This is a genomic window from Pedobacter sp. MR22-3 (genome assembly GCF_026240075.1).
Lineage (GTDB): Bacteria > Bacteroidota > Bacteroidia > Sphingobacteriales > Sphingobacteriaceae > Pedobacter.
Genome location: NZ_JAPIVF010000002.1, coordinates 244,136 through 262,200 on the forward strand (window position 1 = coordinate 244,136; position 18,065 = coordinate 262,200).

Genomic DNA, 18,065 nt, shown 5'->3' on the forward strand with positions numbered 1-18,065 from the left:
CGAAAGGGTTTTTTTTAAGGCTAAAGACTAAAAGTTACAAACCAGCAATAACTTTATTTTTTGGAGCTTTCACCGTATAGCTCAACTTAATGGTTTTGGTTTCATTGGGTGCAATTTTTAACTGCCAGGTAAGTAATCCGGTTTCCTTATTTACTTCAGCTCCTGAACTATCCAATAATTCAATTTCAACATCACTTTCGGTTGATAAGGGGTATTGATCTTTTAATGATAAATCAATCGCTTCTTTTTTGGTATTTCTGATTTTGATGAGATAGATAAACAACTGCTTTTTGTTAGACCCGATAAATTTAGTGCTGCTAAAATCTTCCTGCTTCTCTTTCGTGATGATAATTTTTTTGTCCTTACCCATGCTCAGGCTTAGCGTATCCTGAATATTTGCAGGGTTAATGTAAGATTTTCCGGTATAAGTGCCTTCAAAAATAATATTGGCATTTCCAGCCTGGAGATTTAATTTTTCCCAATTAGCCACGTCAGCCAGTAAGTAGGCATCTGTACTTAGTTTTGGTGCGGCATAATATTTATACCTCGCTGGTACTTCATATTCTTTAAATGAAACTGTATGTGGTTTATGATCACTGTTGACATCATAAGGAATATCGATATCAAACGTTACACCAAGTTGAGTTTCATTCACGGATGTATAGTTGTTTACGGTGGAAGGTGCGGGCATGGCTTGTTTTGCTAAAGAATTAGATCCCCTTACCACAATTTCATGAAGGCTATTATCGGCAACTTCTAAACCTGCTGCTCTACCCATTAATGCTTTTTGCGTTTGAGTGTAAGTAGATACAAACCAGGGGTTTAAAGTTGGTGCAGTAATATTATAATTCGGGTTTCCGGTAGATAAAGAAAGTTTCACTTTTTTCCAGTTTAAACCTGTGTTTTGGGTAATTGCGGCTTTATAAACGATACCCAGCGGTTTAGCTGTGCTGGTGGATTTAATATCGTAACTGGCTAACCAACTTGCATTTGGTGTAATATACGATATGTTATAATTGGCATCTGTATTGGTTTTCGCCATAAGTTGCAAAACCAACTGACCAAGCTGCTGGTCTGGATTATTTCTTAAAGCGGCAATCTGTTGCTGTAAAGCATCTAGTTTTTGGCTTTGTTTTTCTTCGGTAACGCTCAGGGTAGCTATTGCATTCCTCACTTCAGCATTTTTAGCTCTGTAATATTCTGCCAGTTTTATCAATTCAGTCACATTGGTTCCCGAAGCCGTGCCGCCTGATTTTCTGTTTTCATCCAATAATGCCAATGTTTGCTCTTCAATGGTTTTTGAATTTTTCGTCTTCATTAATGCCGCACTGATTAATTTTACACTATCACTTAATAACTTAACTGTGGGGTTTGCAGCATCAGTGTTCAGGAAATCTCGGTTAAACTGAACGGATAAAATGGTTACACCTGAAGAAACACCTACCTGAATAGAATTTTCATTCACCCGCCCGGAGATGTTATTGATCACGATTTCGGATGTTCCGGATGGAAGATTAACTGTTCCGGAGTGTGTAAGTTGTGCCCCGTTATTGTAAACCGTTACACTTTCTAAATTGGCTTTGGTTTTAATTTGTTGCTGTGCAAAAACACTTAATGGCAATAACAGGGTGATTAAAATTCGTTTCATTTTTCAGGCTTATGGGTGTGTATAATTCAATATTTAAATTGAAGATGAGTAATTTGCCTATATTCCATAACTGTGTATGTATATTGTTTACTGTGTGTAAAGAATTTGGCAGGTTTTTGATGCCAGAAAAAAATAAGATAAATTTGTGTTCGTCCGCTTAATTTCATTTCCAATAAAAGATGTCCAAAAAAATTTTAGTATGGTTTAGAAATGATCTTCGTTTGCATGATAATGAATTGCTGGTGGAGGCAATTGCTAAGTCAGATTCAATTTTACCTGTTTATATTTTAGATCCCCGTCAGTTCGGAGAAACCAAGTACGGTACACTGAAAACGGGCAGTGTCAGGGCACAGTTTTTATTAGAAAGTGTACTCGGATTAAGAAGTGCGCTGAAGCAGATTGGGGGGAATTTGTTAATTGCGACAGGCAGCCCGGAAGAGCTCATCCCTCAGTTGATTCAGGAATATGAAATTTCTGAAGTGTATCACCATAGGGAAGTGGCTAGAGAAGAAACCCATGTTTCTACGCTGGTAGAAAATGCCCTTTGGAAATTACGCATCAACCTCAAGCATTTTATCGGTCACACCTTATACAATAAGGAAGATTTACCCTTCCCCATCAAAGATATTCCTGATGCTTTTAACCAGTTTAAGAAAAAGATTGAACGTGATTCCATGATCAAGCCCTGCTTTCCTTCTCCCGACCGGATTAACGTTGCAGAGGTAATTGACTGGGGAACTTTACCTTCTCTGGAAGAACTGGGATTGTCTCAGCAGCAACAAGATCAGCGTTCAGATTTCGAATTTGCGGGTGGTGAATCTGCAGGATTAGTGCATTTGCAAAAGGTTATTGTAGCCATGCAGCAGGCAGCAACCACTAAAAATCTGATTTTAGTTTCTAAACTTTCCGCCTGGCTGGCCATGGGTTGCTTATCTCCCCGTAAGGTGTATTGGGAAATAAAAAAAATGGAAGGAATGCCCAATACCAAGGCTATGTTTAACCACATTTTACTGGGGTTACTCTGGCGGGATTATTTTCGTTTTATGTTCAAAAAATATGGCAATACCTTTTTTAATCCAAATGGTTTTGGAAGCCAGGGTTTGGTGGACGTAGAAAATGAACAGGAAAATTTTAATAAATGGCGAGGCGGCCAGACTGGCTTTGCTGTTGTAGATGCAGTAATGACAGAATTAAACCAAACTGGTTTTATCTCCAATATTGCGAGACAGACAGCTGCACTTTACTTGATTAATAATTTGGAAGTGAGCTGGGTTTTTGGAGCTGCATATTTTGAAGAAAAATTGATTGATTATAACCCGGCAAGTAACTGGGGCAACTGGGCAAATGTTGCAGGTGTAGGCAATGACCAGAAATCAAAAAGTGTATTTGACCTGGATAAAAATATTAAAAACTTAGATCCCAAAGGGAATTATGCTTTAACCTGGGCTTCGGAATAGAATGATTGAATTCAATAATTATTGAGAGAATGAATAAGTGATAGAATTATTGAATGGTTCTTTGTTCACGTCATTTAATCATTCTATCACTTATTCATTCATTCATTCCCTCACTCACTCATTCATTTTTCATTCTCTCATTCAATTGCGAATACTGGCCTGGGTTTTGCTTTATGCTTTAACTAAAAATTTCTTTAATTCATCCAGCGTTAATTTTGCTGAATGTCAGAATGTTTCTAAATATATTTTTTTGTGCAATTAATCCAGTTTTTTGCCATTTATATAAGGTAAAATTCTAATTTTGTAATGCTTATAGTAATCAGTTAATAATGGATAGTTTATCTTATCTCAACGGCGCTAACGCCGAATATGTAGATTCTTTATATCAATCGTATCAGCAAGATCCTGAATCAGTTGAGTTTGGTTGGCAAAAGTTTTTTGAAGGTTTCGATTTCGGGCGGAGTGCTGAAACTTCAGCCATTAACGTAGAAACCCCTGAACAGTTCTTAAAAGAGGTTAGTGTTTTAAACCTGATTGACGGATACAGAAGCCGTGGTCACTTATTTACACATACCAATCCTGTTCGCGAAAGACGCAAGCATTTACCAACTTTAGATCTTTCAAACTTTGGCCTTTCTGATGCCGATCTGGAAACAGTTTTCAATTCAGGGGTTGAAATCGGGATTGGCGCAGCAAAATTAAAAGATATTGTTGCTTTTCTGAAACAAACCTACACCAGCTCTATCGGGGCAGAATATAAATTTTTACGTACACCGGAAGTGTTGAACTGGATTCAGCAAAAGATGGAAAGTGCCCGTAATACGCCAAGTTTCTCTATTGATGAGAAGAAGCGTATTCTGAAAAAATTAAATGAGGCGGTAAGTTTTGAAAACTTTCTTGGGACTAAATTTTTAGGACAAAAACGTTTTTCTTTAGAAGGCGCAGAGGCTTTAATTCCGGCATTGGATTCTGTTATTGAAAAAGGTGCAGATTTAGGAATTGAAGAATTTGTAATTGGTATGGCGCACCGCGGTCGTTTGAACGTACTGGCGAACATCATGCAAAAAACCTATAAAGATATTTTTGCAGAATTTGAAGGCAAAAGCTATAATCCTGACACCCCATTTGGAGGTGACGTAAAATATCACTTAGGTTACTCTACAGATGTTACTACCGTTACCGGAAAAAGTGTACACTTAAGTCTTTGCCCAAACCCATCACACCTAGAAACCGTTGACGGTGTGGTAGAAGGCATGAGCCGCTCAAAAATTGATTTCAAATATGGTGGCGATAACAGCCGGTTGGCACCTATTTTAATTCATGGTGATGCTTCAGTAGCTGGCCAGGGAATTGTATATGAAGTGATTCAGATGGCAGGCCTTGAAGGTTATAAAACAGGTGGAACCATTCACCTGGTAATTAATAACCAGATCGGCTTTACCACCAATTATAAAGATGCACGTACGAGTACATACTGTACGGATATTGCTAAAGTAACATTGTCACCAGTTTTTCATGTAAACGGTGATGATCCTGAAGCTTTGGTTTACGCCATTAATCTGGCGATGGAATATCGTCAGAAATACAAGAACGATGTGTTTATTGATATTTTATGTTACCGTCGTTTCGGGCACAATGAATCTGATGAACCTAAATTTACACAGCCTCTGTTGTATAAAACCATCGAAAAACACCCTAACCCAAGGGAAATTTATATTGAACAATTAACTAAAGAAGGTAAACTGGAAGCTGGACTGGCCAAGGAAATGGAAAAAGATTTCCGTGGTATTTTACAGGAACGCTTAAACGAAGCCAAAGAATTTGTTGCAAGTAAGGATGAAGTTAAATTTGGTGGTGCCTGGGCAGATTTGCGGATGGCGACACCAAAAGATTTCGAAACCTCTCCTGTTACGGCGGTAAAAAAATCAACTTTACTGGAAATAGGTAAACGCATCACCACTTTACCATCAGATAAAAAATTCTTCAAAAAAATTGAAAAACTTTTTGCTGAACGTACAAAGATGGTTAATGAAACCCATGTTTTCGATTGGGCAATGGGCGAGCAACTGGCTTACGGTACTTTGTTATCAGAGGGCAAGCGTGTTCGTTTAAGTGGTCAGGATGTTGAGCGTGGTACTTTTTCACACCGTCATGCAGTTTTAACGCTTGAAGATAGTGAGGAAGAATATGTACCATTGGCAAACATTTCAGATCAGCAGGCACCATTTGATATTTATAATTCCCACTTATCAGAATATGGTGTTTTAGGTTTTGAGTACGGCTATGCAATGGCTAATCCTAATGCTTTAACCATCTGGGAGGCGCAGTTTGGCGATTTCTTTAACGGCGCACAAATTGTAGTCGATCAATATATTGCCAGTGCAGAAACCAAATGGCAACGTGAAAATGGTTTAGTCATGTTATTGCCACATGGTTACGAAGGGCAGGGACCTGAGCATTCATCAGCACGTATCGAGCGTTTTATGGAGCTTTGTGCTGATTATAACATGCAGGTGGTTAATTGTACTACTCCTGCTAACTTTTTCCACGTACTACGTCGCCAGTTTAAACGCGATTTCCGGAAACCTTTAGTAGTTTTCTCTCCAAAAAGCTTATTGCGTCATCCATCTTGTGTTTCTAAATTAGAAGCGTTTACTGATGGTGGATTTAAAGAGGTGATTGATGATGTAAATGTAAAGGTAGATGAGGTCACCCGTATTGTTTTCTGTAGTGGTAAGATTTATTACGAACTATTGGAAAAACAACAAACTGATCAGGTAAAACATGTTGCTATTATTCGTGTAGAGCAATTATACCCAACACCAGTTGATCAGATGGAAGCTATCAAGGCAAAATATAAAAATGCAAACGAAATTTTCTGGGTACAGGAAGAACCAGAAAACATGGGGGCATGGCCATATCTGTTCCGCAAATTGTACAAAACAGGCTTAAAAGGTATTGATGTGATTTCAAGAAAAGAGAGCAGTAGTACCGCAACAGGTTTCGCTAAACAACATGCCAACCAACAAACCTATATTTTAGCGAAGGCTTTAGAGGTTTCTGTAAAGGAAGAAGAAGTTAAAGATGAAACAAAAAAGGCCAGTAAAAAATTAGCTGAAGCAGACTAAGGTTTAAGGTAAAAAAGTATAAGGCTGAAGGTTGTAAATTTAAAATATCCCAACTTTCAATCTTAAAACAGATAACAACAAAAATTACAATTTTAAAAATATGAGTTTAGAGATCAAAGTTCCACCGGTTGGTGAGTCGATAACAGAAGTTGTTTTATCACGTTGGATAAAGAACGATGGCGATGTTGTGGAGATGGACGAAGTTATTGCGGAGTTAGAATCAGACAAAGCTACTTTCGAATTGACCGCAGAACAAGCTGGAACTTTAAAAACCATAGCCGCTGAAGGTGATACATTAGCCATTGGCGCAGTTGTTTGTAATATTGAAGATGGTGGTGCTGCTGCCAGTCCTAAGCAGGAAGGTGAAAGCCCTAAAGCTGATGCACCTGCGCCAGCTGCAGAAGCAACAAAGACTGAAGGCTCACAACAGGTGAATAAAGACTCTTATGCTAGCGGAACACCTTCTCCTGCTGCGGGAAAAATACTTGCAGAAAAAGGGATTGATACTGCTGCTGTAAAAGGTACAGGTGTTGATGGCCGTATTACTAAAGATGACGCGGTAAAAGCGGAAGCTGGTAAAAAACCGGAAGCGCCTAAAGCTGCTGCTGCGCCCGTTGCCGCTACTCCTGCAGGTGCTCGTGCTGAGCGTCGTGAGAAAATGTCTCCTCTGCGCAGAACCGTTGCAAAACGTTTGGTTGCAGTTAAAAATGAAACGGCCATGTTAACCACTTTCAATGAGGTGAACATGAAGCCGATTATGGATTTACGTGGAAAATATAAAGATCAGTTTAAAGAAAAATTTGGTGTAGGCTTAGGCTTTATGAGTTTTTTCACTAAAGCGGTTACCGTAGCATTAAAAGAATTTCCGGCTGTAAATGGTCGCATTGAAGGTGAAGAATTGATTTATAACGATTTTGCTGATATCTCTATTGCTGTTTCCGCTCCAAAAGGTTTAGTTGTTCCGGTTATCCGCAACGCTGAAAGTATGTCGCTTGCAGAAATTGAGAAATCAGTTTTAACCTTGGCCTTGAAAGCACGCGATAGTAAATTAACCATCGAAGAAATGACTGGTGGAACTTTTACCATCACCAATGGTGGTGTATTTGGTTCAATGATGTCAACTCCGATTATTAATGCCCCACAATCTGCTATTTTAGGCATGCACAATATTGTGGAGCGTCCGGTTGCTGAAAAAGGTGAGGTGGTGATTCGCCCAATGATGTATGTTGCGTTATCTTATGACCATAGAATTATCGACGGACGTGAGTCTGTAGGTTTTCTGGTTCGGGTGAAACAACTATTGGAAGATCCAGCCAGGTTATTATTGGGTGTTTAATCCTTAATTCCTTCAAAGGGAATTGATATATACGAGAAGCCTTCGATTTTTTTCAATCGAAGGCTTTTTTATTGAGGTAACCGAGCTTTTAAATGCCATGTCAATACAATTGCCCTTGAAATAGGTACAACTCAGGAATCTTTAAGAGTTACTCATGTTTACATAAGCTCAGGTCCGTTTAGGACGAGTTTAGAAGTGCTTCATAAGCATTTCCGCTCAAACCCAGCAACTTTGCAAAGGCCGGTTCTGTTTTGTAACCCTGCTTTTTTAAATCAATGATTTTTAGTCTGAACTCCTCACCATTTTCCAGCAGTAATTGATGTTCGATTACCATGTGGCGATAGGCATTTTGTTCAGTAGCAGGAATATTCTGACCAAAGATTTCGATTTCAAAATCTTCTAAAAAGAAATTTACCTTAAGCGCGTTTAAGGCTTGGTTTTCAGAAATGCTAAAGCCCCTCTCTCCTTGAAAATGAGTTAACAAAGTATGCTTAAATTTTTCTTTATCCTGAACATCGCAAATGATGTCTAAATCACTGTTTTGAATGTCGATGTTGATTGGTATGGTTCCAACCAAAACAGGTGTAAACTCCGCCAGTTTCTCCAGTATGCTATTTTTGGTTAAAACCTGATAAGCACTTTGTTGCTTTGGATTTCCTGATTTTAAATAAGACAGGTTAAGAAAATTTATCATTTTTGGGCACCCTTTCTGGATTTAAAGTTGACAAATTCTTTTCTATTATGGCATTAAAGTTGTCAACTTAATCAATAAACAAAAAAGCCCATTTCGGTAAAGAAACGGGCCTGTAATTATTTAAAGCTATTACTATCCCTATGATAGTTTTCAATTGTAAGCTGTAAATTAACAATCTTAATTGGCTTAATCTTCCACAATCTCACTGTTAATACTTACTTCATCCTTCACATCTTCTTTAAAGTAGTTTTTCTGAAAGATCAAGATGAGAATCACTCCGACTGAAATCGCAGCATCTGCAAGGTTAAAAACGGGTCTGAAGAAGATGAATTCATCTCCTCCCCAAATCGGAATCCAGCTCGGGAAGTGTCCTTCAGCGATTGGAAAATAAAGCATATCTACCACTCTGCCATGGAACCACGTTTCGTAGCCATAAATTTTTCCATAAAAAACCGAGTCGATGATATTTCCTACAGCACCAGCAAAAATCAGTGCAACATTTAAGATTAAACCCCGGTGGTATTTATGCTTAATTAAATAATGAAGTCCATATCCGATACCAGCAACGGCAGCAATGCGAAACAATGATAAGGCAAGCTTACCAAATTCTCCACCAAACTCCATACCGAAGGCCATTCCATTATTTTCAGTAAAATGGATAATGAACCATTTACCTATAATATTAAACTCCTGGCCGAGATACATGTTGGTTTTAATCCAGGTTTTTAATACCTGGTCGGCAAGTAAAACCAGAAAGATAAGAAGTAAAGGTTTTGTATAGCCTTTCATTAACTTTGTTTTAATTTGGCTTCCATGCTCAAAGTAGCATGAGGAACTGCGCGTAGACGTTCTTTCTGAATTAATTTGCCAGTTTCACGGCAAATACCATAAGTTTTATTTTCAATTCTAACCAATGCATTCTCCAGGTTATCAATAAATTTTTTCTGACGGGCAGCCAACTGATTGATTTGTTCCTTCTCCATTGTTGCAGAACCATCTTCCAACGTTTTATAGGCTCCGGAAGTATCTTCAGTGCCATTTGCATTAGGATTGCTCAAAGATGAAGTTAAGGCATTAAGTTCTTCTTTAGAACTGCGTAATTTATCTTGAATAAGCTCTTTAAATTCCTGAAGTTCACTGTCTGAGTAGCGTGTTTTGTTACTGTTTTCCATGTTTTTAATTTAGTTTTCTAATATATGGATTTATATTTTAGTTACTGAAATGCTTAATTCAACATCATCTATAGTGATTTTGTTTTCAGCTAAGCCAGTATCCGTCAATTCAAATTCATCGGCCAAAATTTCAGCGCAAATGTAGGCCTTGTTTTTAGCAACTGCTATAGCAATAAGGTTATCATTTTGTAAAGACACTTTAATCCGATCCGTTACTTCAAAGTTTAATTCCTTGCGTAAATTCTGGATTCTATTGACCAGTTCACGCGAGAGTCCTTCATGTTTCAACTCTTCAGAAATCGTCACATCTAAAGCTACTGTCAAGTTGCCCATGTTGGTTACCTGCCAGCCCGGAATATCTTCAGCAAAAACTTCCACATCATCATTTAAATCGATCGCATGCTGAATATTATCACTTCCAAAAACATTCAGGTAACCATCAACCTCCAGACGTTGGATATCATCCTGGGTCATGTTTTCTAAAGCCGCTTTTACGATGCTCATGTCTTTACCAACTTTTTTACCTAAGGATTTAAAGTTAGGCTTTAACTTTTTCTTCACAATGCCATGCGTATCGGTAATGAATTCGATATGCTTTACATTGGTTTCAGAAAGGATATAATCAGCAACTTTTGATATTTTACGCTCGAAATCTCCATTTAAAGATGGGATTAAGATTTTCGCTAATGGCTGACGAACATTGATGCTTGATTTTTTACGCAATGATAAAACCATCGAAGAAATATTCTGGGCGTAAACCATACGTTCATTTAAATCATGATCAATCAAACTTTGGTCTGCTTCATTCCATAAGGTTAAATGCACCGATTGTTCTGCGTATGCGTCCGTAACGGTCAGGTTTCTGTATAGCCAATCTGCAAAGAATGGAGCTACGGGGCTCATTAATTGCGACAAAGTTTCCAAACAGGTGTAAAGTGTTTCATAAGCAGCACGTTTATCATCTGTCATTTCACCCTTCCAGAAACGGCGGCGGCTTAACCTGATGTACCAGTTGCTTAAATGCTCATCTACAAAAGTTTGGATAGCTCTTGATGCTTTGGTAGGCTCATAAGTATTATAAGCCTCATCTACTTCGCTGATCAGGTTTTGCAACAGCGATAAAATCCAACGGTCTAACTCTGTTCTTTCTGCTACTTTGCTCAAGTTATTTTTGTCGATCTCAAATTTATCGATGTTGGCATATAAAGCAAAAAAGGCATAAGTATTATACAGTGTACCGAAGAATTTCCGGCGCACTTCATCCAATCCTTCCAAACTGAATTTCAGGTTATCCCATGGGGATGCATTGCTGATCATGTACCAGCGTGTTGCATCGGCACTGTAGGTTTCGATAGTACTGAACGGATCAACGGCATTGCCTAAACGTTTAGACATTTTGTTGCCATTCTTATCTAGTACTAATCCATTTGAAACTACATTTTTAAAAGCAACACCCGGATTACCAGTTTTAGCATTTACTTCCTTAATTTCATCACTGGCTTCACTTAACATTACGGCAAGGGCATGTAAAGTAAAGAACCAGCCTCTGGTTTGGTCAACACCTTCTGCTATGAAATCGGCAGCATAAGCATTTGCAAATTCATCTTTATTTTCGAAAGGGAAATGCCATTGTGCATAAGGCATGGCACCGCTATCAAACCAAACATCGATCAGGTCAGTTTCGCGCATCATTTTTTCACCTGTTGATGAAGTTAGAATCACGTCATCAACATATGGGCGGTGCATATCTTGCAACTCAAAACCTGCAGGCATCAAGCCAGCTTCAATAGATTTTGCGATTTCAATGTTTAATTCCGAGATAGAACCGATACATTTCTCTTCCAGGCCATCGGCGGTGCGCCAGATGGGTAGGGGAGTTCCCCAATAACGGGAGCGTGATAAATTCCAGTCAACCAGATTTTCCAACCAGTTGCCAAAACGACCTGTTCCGGTAGATTCTGGTTTCCAGTTGATGGTTTTGTTCAGTTCCACCATTTTATCTTTTACAGCGGTGGTTTTGATGAACCAGCTGTCTAATGGATAGTATAAAACTGGTTTATCCGTTCTCCAGCAGTGTGGATAGGTGTGGACGTATTTTTCTACCTTGAAAGCTTTGTTTTCTTCTTTCAGCTGGATGGCCAACTCTACATCAACAGATTTTTCAGGAGCCTCGCCATCTTTATAGTATTCGTTCTTAACGTATTTACCGCCATAGTTGCCACCTAAAGAAGCGATAAATTTTCCCTGTAAATCCACTAATGGAACAGCATTTCCCTTTTCATCCAATACCAGCATAGGCGGTATTTCCGGAGTAGCCAGTTTGGCTACACGCGCATCATCAGCACCAAAAGTAGGTGCCGTGTGCACAATACCCGTACCATCTTCGGTGGTGACGAAATCTCCTGATATGACGCGGAAAGCATTTTCAGCATTTTGGTATGGCAATGCATAAGGCAATAATTGCTCGTATTTTATACCTACTAAATCCGACCCAGCAAATTCTCCCAAAATGGTATAGGGGATTTTTTTATCGTCAGCTTTGAAGTTGTTGAAGTCTTCTTCACTTTCTGATAAAAAGTATTTTCCGGCAAATTGTTTCCCTACCAGTGCTTTAGCTAAAATGACCTGAATAGGTTCAAAGGTATATTGATTGAACGTTTTAACCAGGACGTAATCAATTTTCGGTCCTACCGTTAATGCTGTATTACTTGGTAAAGTCCATGGCGTAGTGGTCCAGGCTAAAAAGTGAATGGTGCCAAAAGCCTTTAAAGCCTCTGGTAATGTTTCATTAATGACCTTAAACTGCGCCACAATTGTAGTGTCGCTTACATCTTTATACGTACCTGGCTGGTTTAGCTCATGCGAACTTAAACCTGTTCCCGCAGCAGGCGAATAAGGCTGAACGGTGTAACCCTTGTATAAAAATCCTTTATTGTAAAGTTGCTTTAAGATCCACCAAAGGGTTTCAATATAATTATTTTCATATGTGATGTACGGATTTTCAAGATCAACCCAATAACCCATTTTTTCGGTCAGGTCGTTCCAAACATCAGTATAACGCATCACCTCTTCTTTACAGGCTGCATTATAATCATCAACACTGATTTTTTTGCCAATATCTTCTTTAGTGATTCCTAATTTTTTTTCTACGGCAAGTTCAATTGGTAAACCATGCGTATCCCAACCGCCTTTACGTTTTACCTGATAGCCCTTTAGGGTTTTATAGCGACAAAAAATATCCTTAATTGCACGTGCCATTACGTGGTGAATCCCCGGCATGCCATTGGCCGACGGCGGACCCTCGTAAAAGGTAAACGGATTAGATTTCGGACGGGAAGAAATGCTCTTCTCAAAGATGTTTTCCTTTTTCCAGAAATCCAGTATTTCCTGTCCTATTTTGGCCAGTTCCAATTGTTTAAATTCGCTATACATCAATCAAGTACCTCAAAAAATTAAGGATGCAAAGTTAAAGTTTTTCACTCAAATTTGGTAGTTTTGATGTAAATACTTTAATGCAAAATGGCTTAATATTCTTTATGCATGATGTTCATTAGCATCAGAAACCTTCATTGTTACATCAACAAGTGCTTTAAAATAAACGAAGTTAGATTTGTTTATTTTAGTAACTTTTAGAACCAACAGGAATAATTTCTGTTCTATTTATAATATCGATTCAAATTTAAGTTCTGATGATAAAATTATTAAAACTACAAAAAGCCGTTCTGGTATTGATTGCAGGCGTGATTTCCTATATACTTTATCGCACATTAGATGCATATGATGTGGAGGGTGCCAGATATCTGCAAATTATTGCCGGTATTTTAGTGATGATAGGTGCATTATGGATGTTATACCCAATACTTTTTGCCAAAAAAGACCGGGATGGAAATGCAGAAATTATCACTGACCCTACCGTAGAAGTATCTGTTGATGAGGAAGAAGAAAAAAACAATAAGGATTAAAGTTTTATGGATTTAAATCTTTTCTCACCTTCTTTTTATCCAACCATAAAACCAATGCCGGTAATAAGGTGAGGTTAAATAGCAATGCCACAAATAAGGTGATAGACAGCAACAGGCCTAAAATTACGGTTCCTCCAAAGGTGGAAGCTGTGAAAATTCCAAATCCAAAAAAGAGAATCAGCGCAATATGCGTCATACTTACGCCGGTTTCGGTGATGGTATCTTTAATCACTCTCGGAACAGAAAAATTGGTCAGGTTGATTTCTTGCTGATAACGGGTAAGGAAATAGATGGTTTGATCAGAAGCCAGTCCGAATGCGATGGTGAAAATCAGAATCGTTGATGGCTTTAACGAAATGTCAAAGTAACCCATGATTCCGGCGGTAATAATTAAAGGAACGATGTTTGGAAGCAATGAAATAAACATAATGCCTAAACTCTTAAATTGCGCTAAACGTAAAAGTGAAATTAAAATAATCGCCAAGCCAATGCTTTCAAAAAGATGTTTCAGCATATAATCTGTTCCTTTCGAAAAAATTACGCTTGAGCCAGTAAGCTCCACATCAAATTTATTTGGTGGTAAAATACTATCAATACGGGGCTTTAATTCAGCCATGATAGCATCGAGGCGTTTGGAGCCTACATCAGCCATTTGAAAACTGATTCTGGTGCTTTGATTGCCTTTACTGATAAAATTGGTTAGTAAATTTGAATTTCCTTTTCCACCATTAGCAATATACGCCAGAATGAAGTTTTTCTCCAGGTTATCTGGTAATCGGAAAAACGTTGAATCATTATTGTAAAAAGCCTGAGTAGCATATTTTAAACCCATATTAACCGAAATAGACCGGGAGAACTCTGGGTAGGCAGCAATCATTTTTTCCATTTTCTCCATTCTTTTTAAGTTGATTAAATTAAATACACCATTCTTTTTCTTCGTATCAACACTTACTTCTAAAGGCAAAATTCCTTCAAAATTTTTCTCAAAAAACTTTAAATCGGTTAAGATCTCGGAATTCTTAGGCAAATCATCAACCACGTAGCCATTTACATTAATTTTAAATACCCCAATAATAGCAATAATGGAGATCACGATGGTGGCCAGGTAAATCAGGCTGCTTCGCTGTTGAACCAGGTTATCGGTTTTAATTAATAATTTATGGAGAAAACCTTCCTCAACATGTGTTTGAGCTTTTAATTTCGGTGCGGGCAGGTAGCTGAAAATAATCGGAATTAAACACAGGCACATGAACCAGGTGATCATCACATTAATGGATGCCACGCTGCCAAATTGCATCAATAATTCACTTCCTGTAAAATAGAGCACGCCAAAACCAATTGCCGCCGTAATATTCGCGATGAGTGTAGTCACCGCAATTTTTTCGATGGTAATGCTTAAAGCCCGCTGTTTATCTCCATCTTTTCTCAATTCATTCTGGTATTTATTTAACAGTAAAATGCTGTTTGGAATGCCAATGATCACGATAAGTGGTGGAATTAATCCCGTTAAAATGGTAAGTTCAAATCCAAATAAAACCAGTGCTCCGATGCTCCAGATCACACCCATGATGACCACCAGGATAGGGAAAAACACGGCGTAAAACCTTTTGAAAAAGAACAGGAGAATTGCTGCTGAAACCAAAATAGATAAGCCCAGAAAGAGCACAAACTCATTGCTTACCAATTTACTTACGGCAGTTCTGATATATGGTAAACCCGAAATATGAACATGGATGCCGGTTTTTTTCTGAAAGGCCTTTGCTTTTTCCTCAATCTGTTTTAATATAGGATTTCGCGCAGCCGTATTTAATATTTTTGTATCGAAAGTAATGGCCATTAGCGTGGTATTCTGTTTATTGTAAACAAGGCCTTCAAAAAATGGTGTATTATATAGGGTATTTTTGATGGAATCCATTTCCGCATCGGTCGTAACCAATCCACCTGGAATTGCTTTTAAGGTGAATTTCTGATTTACAGTATCTTTTTCCAATTGAAAAATCCGACCGGATGATAAGACTTGTTTGATGCCTTTTAATTTTTGGATATCGTTAGATAGTTGAACCCACTGGTTATAGATTTCCTTCTTAAATATGTCAGGTGATTGGATTCCGACAACCATTACGCTGCCATCTTCGCCAAAGTTTTTTTTAAATGCGTTGTATTTGATAAATGCGCTATCGGTAACAGGTAAAATCTTACTTCCCGTGTAAGAGAGTTTTACATTTTTGGCCTGATAGGCCATGAAAGCTGTTCCTAATAAAAAAAAGACAATAATGGCGATACGGTTCTGAAGAATAAACCTTGATAGCTTTTCCCACATGTGTTAACTGGTTTAATTTTAATGATAACGACAAAACTAATCTTATTTACAAATCGTAATCACTTTTAGGGCAATTAAATTTACACAAATAGCATACTTTTGAAAAAATGATTCTATAAGATGTTGCACAAAGTAAGAGGCATAGTTTTAAAAACCACCAGTTACAGCGAAACGAGTGTAATTGTTCAGGTGCTTACGGATAAATTTGGAATGCAGTCTTACCTGATTAACGGGGTAAAAAAGCCAAAGGCGAAGATAAAGATGAATGTGCTTCAGTCTTTACATCTTCTGGATATGGTGGTTTATCATAAGGCCAATACCAATATTCAACGGATTTCGGAGTTGAGGCAAACACCTGTATTTAAAACCATTCCCTATGATATTGTTAAGACCAGTATAGTTATTTTTCTGAACGAAGTACTTTATAAAAGTATCCGCCAGCAATCGGCTGATGAAAGCCTGTTTGATTATCTTTTTAATGCGATTGCCTGGTTTGATGAGGTGGAAGAAATTAATCCGAATTTCCATCTTTCTTTTTTATTAAAACTAACCCGGTTTTTAGGGTTTTCACCAAATGAGAAAAAAAGGAGTGATCAGGTTTATTTCGATTTACAAGAGGGAGCATTTGTTTCCCGTTTGCCTGTTCATGCGAATTATCTTCAGCTTGAGGATGCAGAAAGCTTCATCTTATTGTTTATTACGCCACTGGAAAAAATTTCTGAAATAAAAATGAGTAATGTGCGCAGGCGTTTTCTGCTGGATAAGATATTGGTTTTCTATACCTTACATACGGCTTCGTTTGGGGAAGTGCAATCACATAAAATTTTAGAAACCCTGTTAAACTGAAAAAAAATAAAAAAGATTTGCGAAACAAGATTATAGCGCTATATTTGCATTCCCAAAAGGAAAGGGAAATTAGCTCAGCTGGTTCAGAGCACCTCGTTTACACCGAGGGGGTCGGGGGTTCGAACCCCTCATTTCCCACACAGCTTTCAAGGATTTGAAAGATTTATTAAGAATAAAGACCTTTAACAAAAGGGAAATTAGCTCAGCTGGTTCAGAGCACCTCGTTTACACCGAGGGGGTCGGGGGTTCGAACCCCTCATTTCCCACACTAAGCCTTTCAGGAAACTGAGAGGCTTTTTTATTAAATTTCCATATCTTCATGTATGTTTTATGCATACATTTTATATTCCCAAACCCGTAATAAATATTACGTAGGTTCAACATCTAATCTGAAAGCAAGAATTATAAAGCATAATACAAATCATCCGGGCTTTACCGGACATACAGGGGATTGGCAAATTGTTTGGGTACAATCTTTTACTGAAAAACCTGATGCTACTAAAAGAGAAAAACAAATCAAAAGCTGGAAGAGTAGAAGGATGATCATAAATTTAATTAACACAACTTTATTGTCAAATTTTGATATTATTGGTGATGAGATAGGATAACTTTCAAAATAATCAAAGGGAAATTAGTTCAGCTGGTTCAGTGCATCCCGACTTTATCAGTCGGGAGGGTCGGGGGTTCGAACCCCTCATTTCCCACACTAAGCCTTTCAGGAAACTGAGAGGCTTTTTTATTAAATTTCCATATCTTCATGTATGTTTTATGCATACATTTTATATTCCCAAACCCGTAATAAATATTACGTAGGTTCAACATCTAATCTGAAAGCAAGAATTATAAAGCATAATACAAATCATCCGGGCTTTACCGGACATACAGGGGATTGGCAAATTGTTTGGGTACAATCTTTTACTGAAAAACCTGATGCTACTAAAAGAGAAAAACAAATCAAAAGCTGGAAGAGTAGAAGGATGATCATAAATTTAATTAACACAACTTTATTGTCAAATTTTGATATTATTGGTGATGAGATAGGATAACTTTCAAAATAATCAAAGGGAAATTAGTTCAGCTGGTTCAGTGCATCCCGACTTTATCAGTCGGGAGGGTCGGGGGTTCGAACCCCTCATTTCCCACACTAAGCCTTTCAGGAAACTGAGAGGCTTTTTTATTAAATTTCCATATCTTCATGTATGTTTTATGCATACATTTTATATTCCCAAACCCGTAATAAATATTACGTAGGTTCAACATCTAATCTGAAAGCAAGAATTATAAAGCATAATACAAATCATCCGGGCTTTACCGGACATACAGGGGATTGGCAAATTGTTTGGGTACAATCTTTTACTGAAAAACCTGATGCTACTAAAAGAGAAAAACAAATCAAAAGCTGGAAGAGTAGAAGGATGATCATAAATTTAATTAACACAACTTTATTGTCAAATTTTGATATTATTGGTGATGAGATAGGATAACTTTCAAAATAATCAAAG

At 37.8% G+C, this 18,065-nt stretch carries 14 protein-coding genes and 2 tRNA genes; 10 read left to right on the plus strand and 6 right to left on the minus strand.

Annotation, left to right across the window (positions count from 1 at the left end; all coding sequences use genetic code 11):
• Positions 1 to 34 precede the first annotated feature (34 nt).
• Positions 35 to 1,648, minus strand: a complete 1,614-nt coding sequence (locus tag OQ267_RS04815) for a DUF4139 domain-containing protein (protein ID WP_265835084.1) — start codon at positions 1,646 to 1,648, stop codon at positions 35 to 37.
• Positions 1,649 to 1,827: 179 nt separating this feature from the next.
• Between OQ267_RS04815 and OQ267_RS04820 the strand changes: the two genes are divergently transcribed.
• From OQ267_RS04820 to odhB, 3 genes are all read left to right on the plus strand, one after another.
• The gene (locus tag OQ267_RS04820; protein WP_265820310.1) at positions 1,828 to 3,105 is read left to right on the plus strand and encodes a DASH family cryptochrome; all 1,278 of its coding nucleotides are present in this window, start codon (positions 1,828 to 1,830) and stop codon (positions 3,103 to 3,105) included.
• Positions 3,106 to 3,434: 329 nt separating this feature from the next.
• On the plus strand, positions 3,435 to 6,233 hold the full coding sequence (locus OQ267_RS04825; protein WP_265835085.1) for a 2-oxoglutarate dehydrogenase E1 component: 2,799 nt from the start codon (positions 3,435 to 3,437) through the stop codon (positions 6,231 to 6,233).
• Positions 6,234 to 6,333: 100 nt separating this feature from the next.
• On the plus strand, positions 6,334 to 7,569 hold the full coding sequence (gene odhB / locus OQ267_RS04830) for a 2-oxoglutarate dehydrogenase complex dihydrolipoyllysine-residue succinyltransferase (protein WP_265835086.1): 1,236 nt from the start codon (positions 6,334 to 6,336) through the stop codon (positions 7,567 to 7,569).
• Between the two features lie 178 nt (positions 7,570 to 7,747).
• Here the strand turns inward: odhB and OQ267_RS04835 are convergent, their stop codons facing one another.
• From OQ267_RS04835 to ileS, 4 genes are all read right to left on the minus strand, one after another.
• Complete coding sequence (locus tag OQ267_RS04835; RefSeq protein WP_265835087.1) at positions 7,748 to 8,263, minus strand: DUF4269 domain-containing protein; 516 nt, start codon at positions 8,261 to 8,263, stop codon at positions 7,748 to 7,750.
• A 186-nt stretch (positions 8,264 to 8,449) separates the two neighbouring features.
• Positions 8,450 to 9,052 carry a lipoprotein signal peptidase gene (locus OQ267_RS04840; protein ID WP_088302274.1) on the minus strand — a complete coding sequence of 201 codons (603 nt, stop codon included), beginning with the start codon at positions 9,050 to 9,052 and terminating at the stop codon, positions 8,450 to 8,452.
• Positions 9,052 to 9,435, minus strand: a complete 384-nt coding sequence (locus tag OQ267_RS04845; protein WP_029286865.1) for a TraR/DksA family transcriptional regulator — start codon at positions 9,433 to 9,435, stop codon at positions 9,052 to 9,054. Before OQ267_RS04845 ends, OQ267_RS04840 begins: the two co-directional genes overlap by 1 nt.
• 30 nt (positions 9,436 to 9,465) lie before the next feature.
• Positions 9,466 to 12,867, minus strand: coding sequence for an isoleucine--tRNA ligase (gene ileS, locus OQ267_RS04850; RefSeq protein ID WP_265835088.1), 3,402 nt, complete (start codon positions 12,865 to 12,867; stop codon positions 9,466 to 9,468).
• A 257-nt stretch (positions 12,868 to 13,124) separates the two neighbouring features.
• Between ileS and OQ267_RS04855 the strand changes: the two genes are divergently transcribed.
• Positions 13,125 to 13,397, plus strand: a complete 273-nt coding sequence (locus OQ267_RS04855; protein ID WP_265835089.1) for an isoleucyl-tRNA synthetase — start codon at positions 13,125 to 13,127, stop codon at positions 13,395 to 13,397.
• Between the two features lie 4 nt (positions 13,398 to 13,401).
• On the opposite strand, the gene OQ267_RS04860 is transcribed toward OQ267_RS04855, so the two are convergent.
• Positions 13,402 to 15,717 (minus strand): efflux RND transporter permease subunit, encoded by a 2,316-nt coding sequence (locus tag OQ267_RS04860; RefSeq protein WP_265835090.1) that lies wholly within the window; start codon positions 15,715 to 15,717, stop codon positions 13,402 to 13,404.
• A gap of 120 nt (positions 15,718 to 15,837) precedes the next feature.
• Between OQ267_RS04860 and recO the strand changes: the two genes are divergently transcribed.
• The 6 genes from recO (at position 15,838) to OQ267_RS04890 (ending at position 18,047) form a co-directional block, all read left to right on the plus strand.
• Positions 15,838 to 16,563, plus strand: coding sequence for a DNA repair protein RecO (recO, locus tag OQ267_RS04865; RefSeq protein ID WP_265835091.1), 726 nt, complete (start codon positions 15,838 to 15,840; stop codon positions 16,561 to 16,563).
• A gap of 63 nt (positions 16,564 to 16,626) precedes the next feature.
• Positions 16,627 to 16,701 (plus strand) — tRNA-Val (locus OQ267_RS04870).
• A 53-nt stretch (positions 16,702 to 16,754) separates the two neighbouring features.
• Positions 16,755 to 16,829 (plus strand) — tRNA-Val (locus OQ267_RS04875).
• Positions 16,830 to 16,886: 57 nt separating this feature from the next.
• Positions 16,887 to 17,171 (plus strand): GIY-YIG nuclease family protein, encoded by a 285-nt coding sequence (locus OQ267_RS04880; protein WP_265835092.1) that lies wholly within the window; start codon positions 16,887 to 16,889, stop codon positions 17,169 to 17,171.
• A 153-nt stretch (positions 17,172 to 17,324) separates the two neighbouring features.
• Entirely contained in the window at positions 17,325 to 17,609 is a 285-nt protein-coding gene (locus tag OQ267_RS04885) for a GIY-YIG nuclease family protein (RefSeq protein WP_265835092.1), read from the plus strand.
• A 153-nt stretch (positions 17,610 to 17,762) separates the two neighbouring features.
• On the plus strand, positions 17,763 to 18,047 hold the full coding sequence (locus OQ267_RS04890; protein WP_265835092.1) for a GIY-YIG nuclease family protein: 285 nt from the start codon (positions 17,763 to 17,765) through the stop codon (positions 18,045 to 18,047).
• Positions 18,048 to 18,065: the final 18 nt, after the last annotated feature.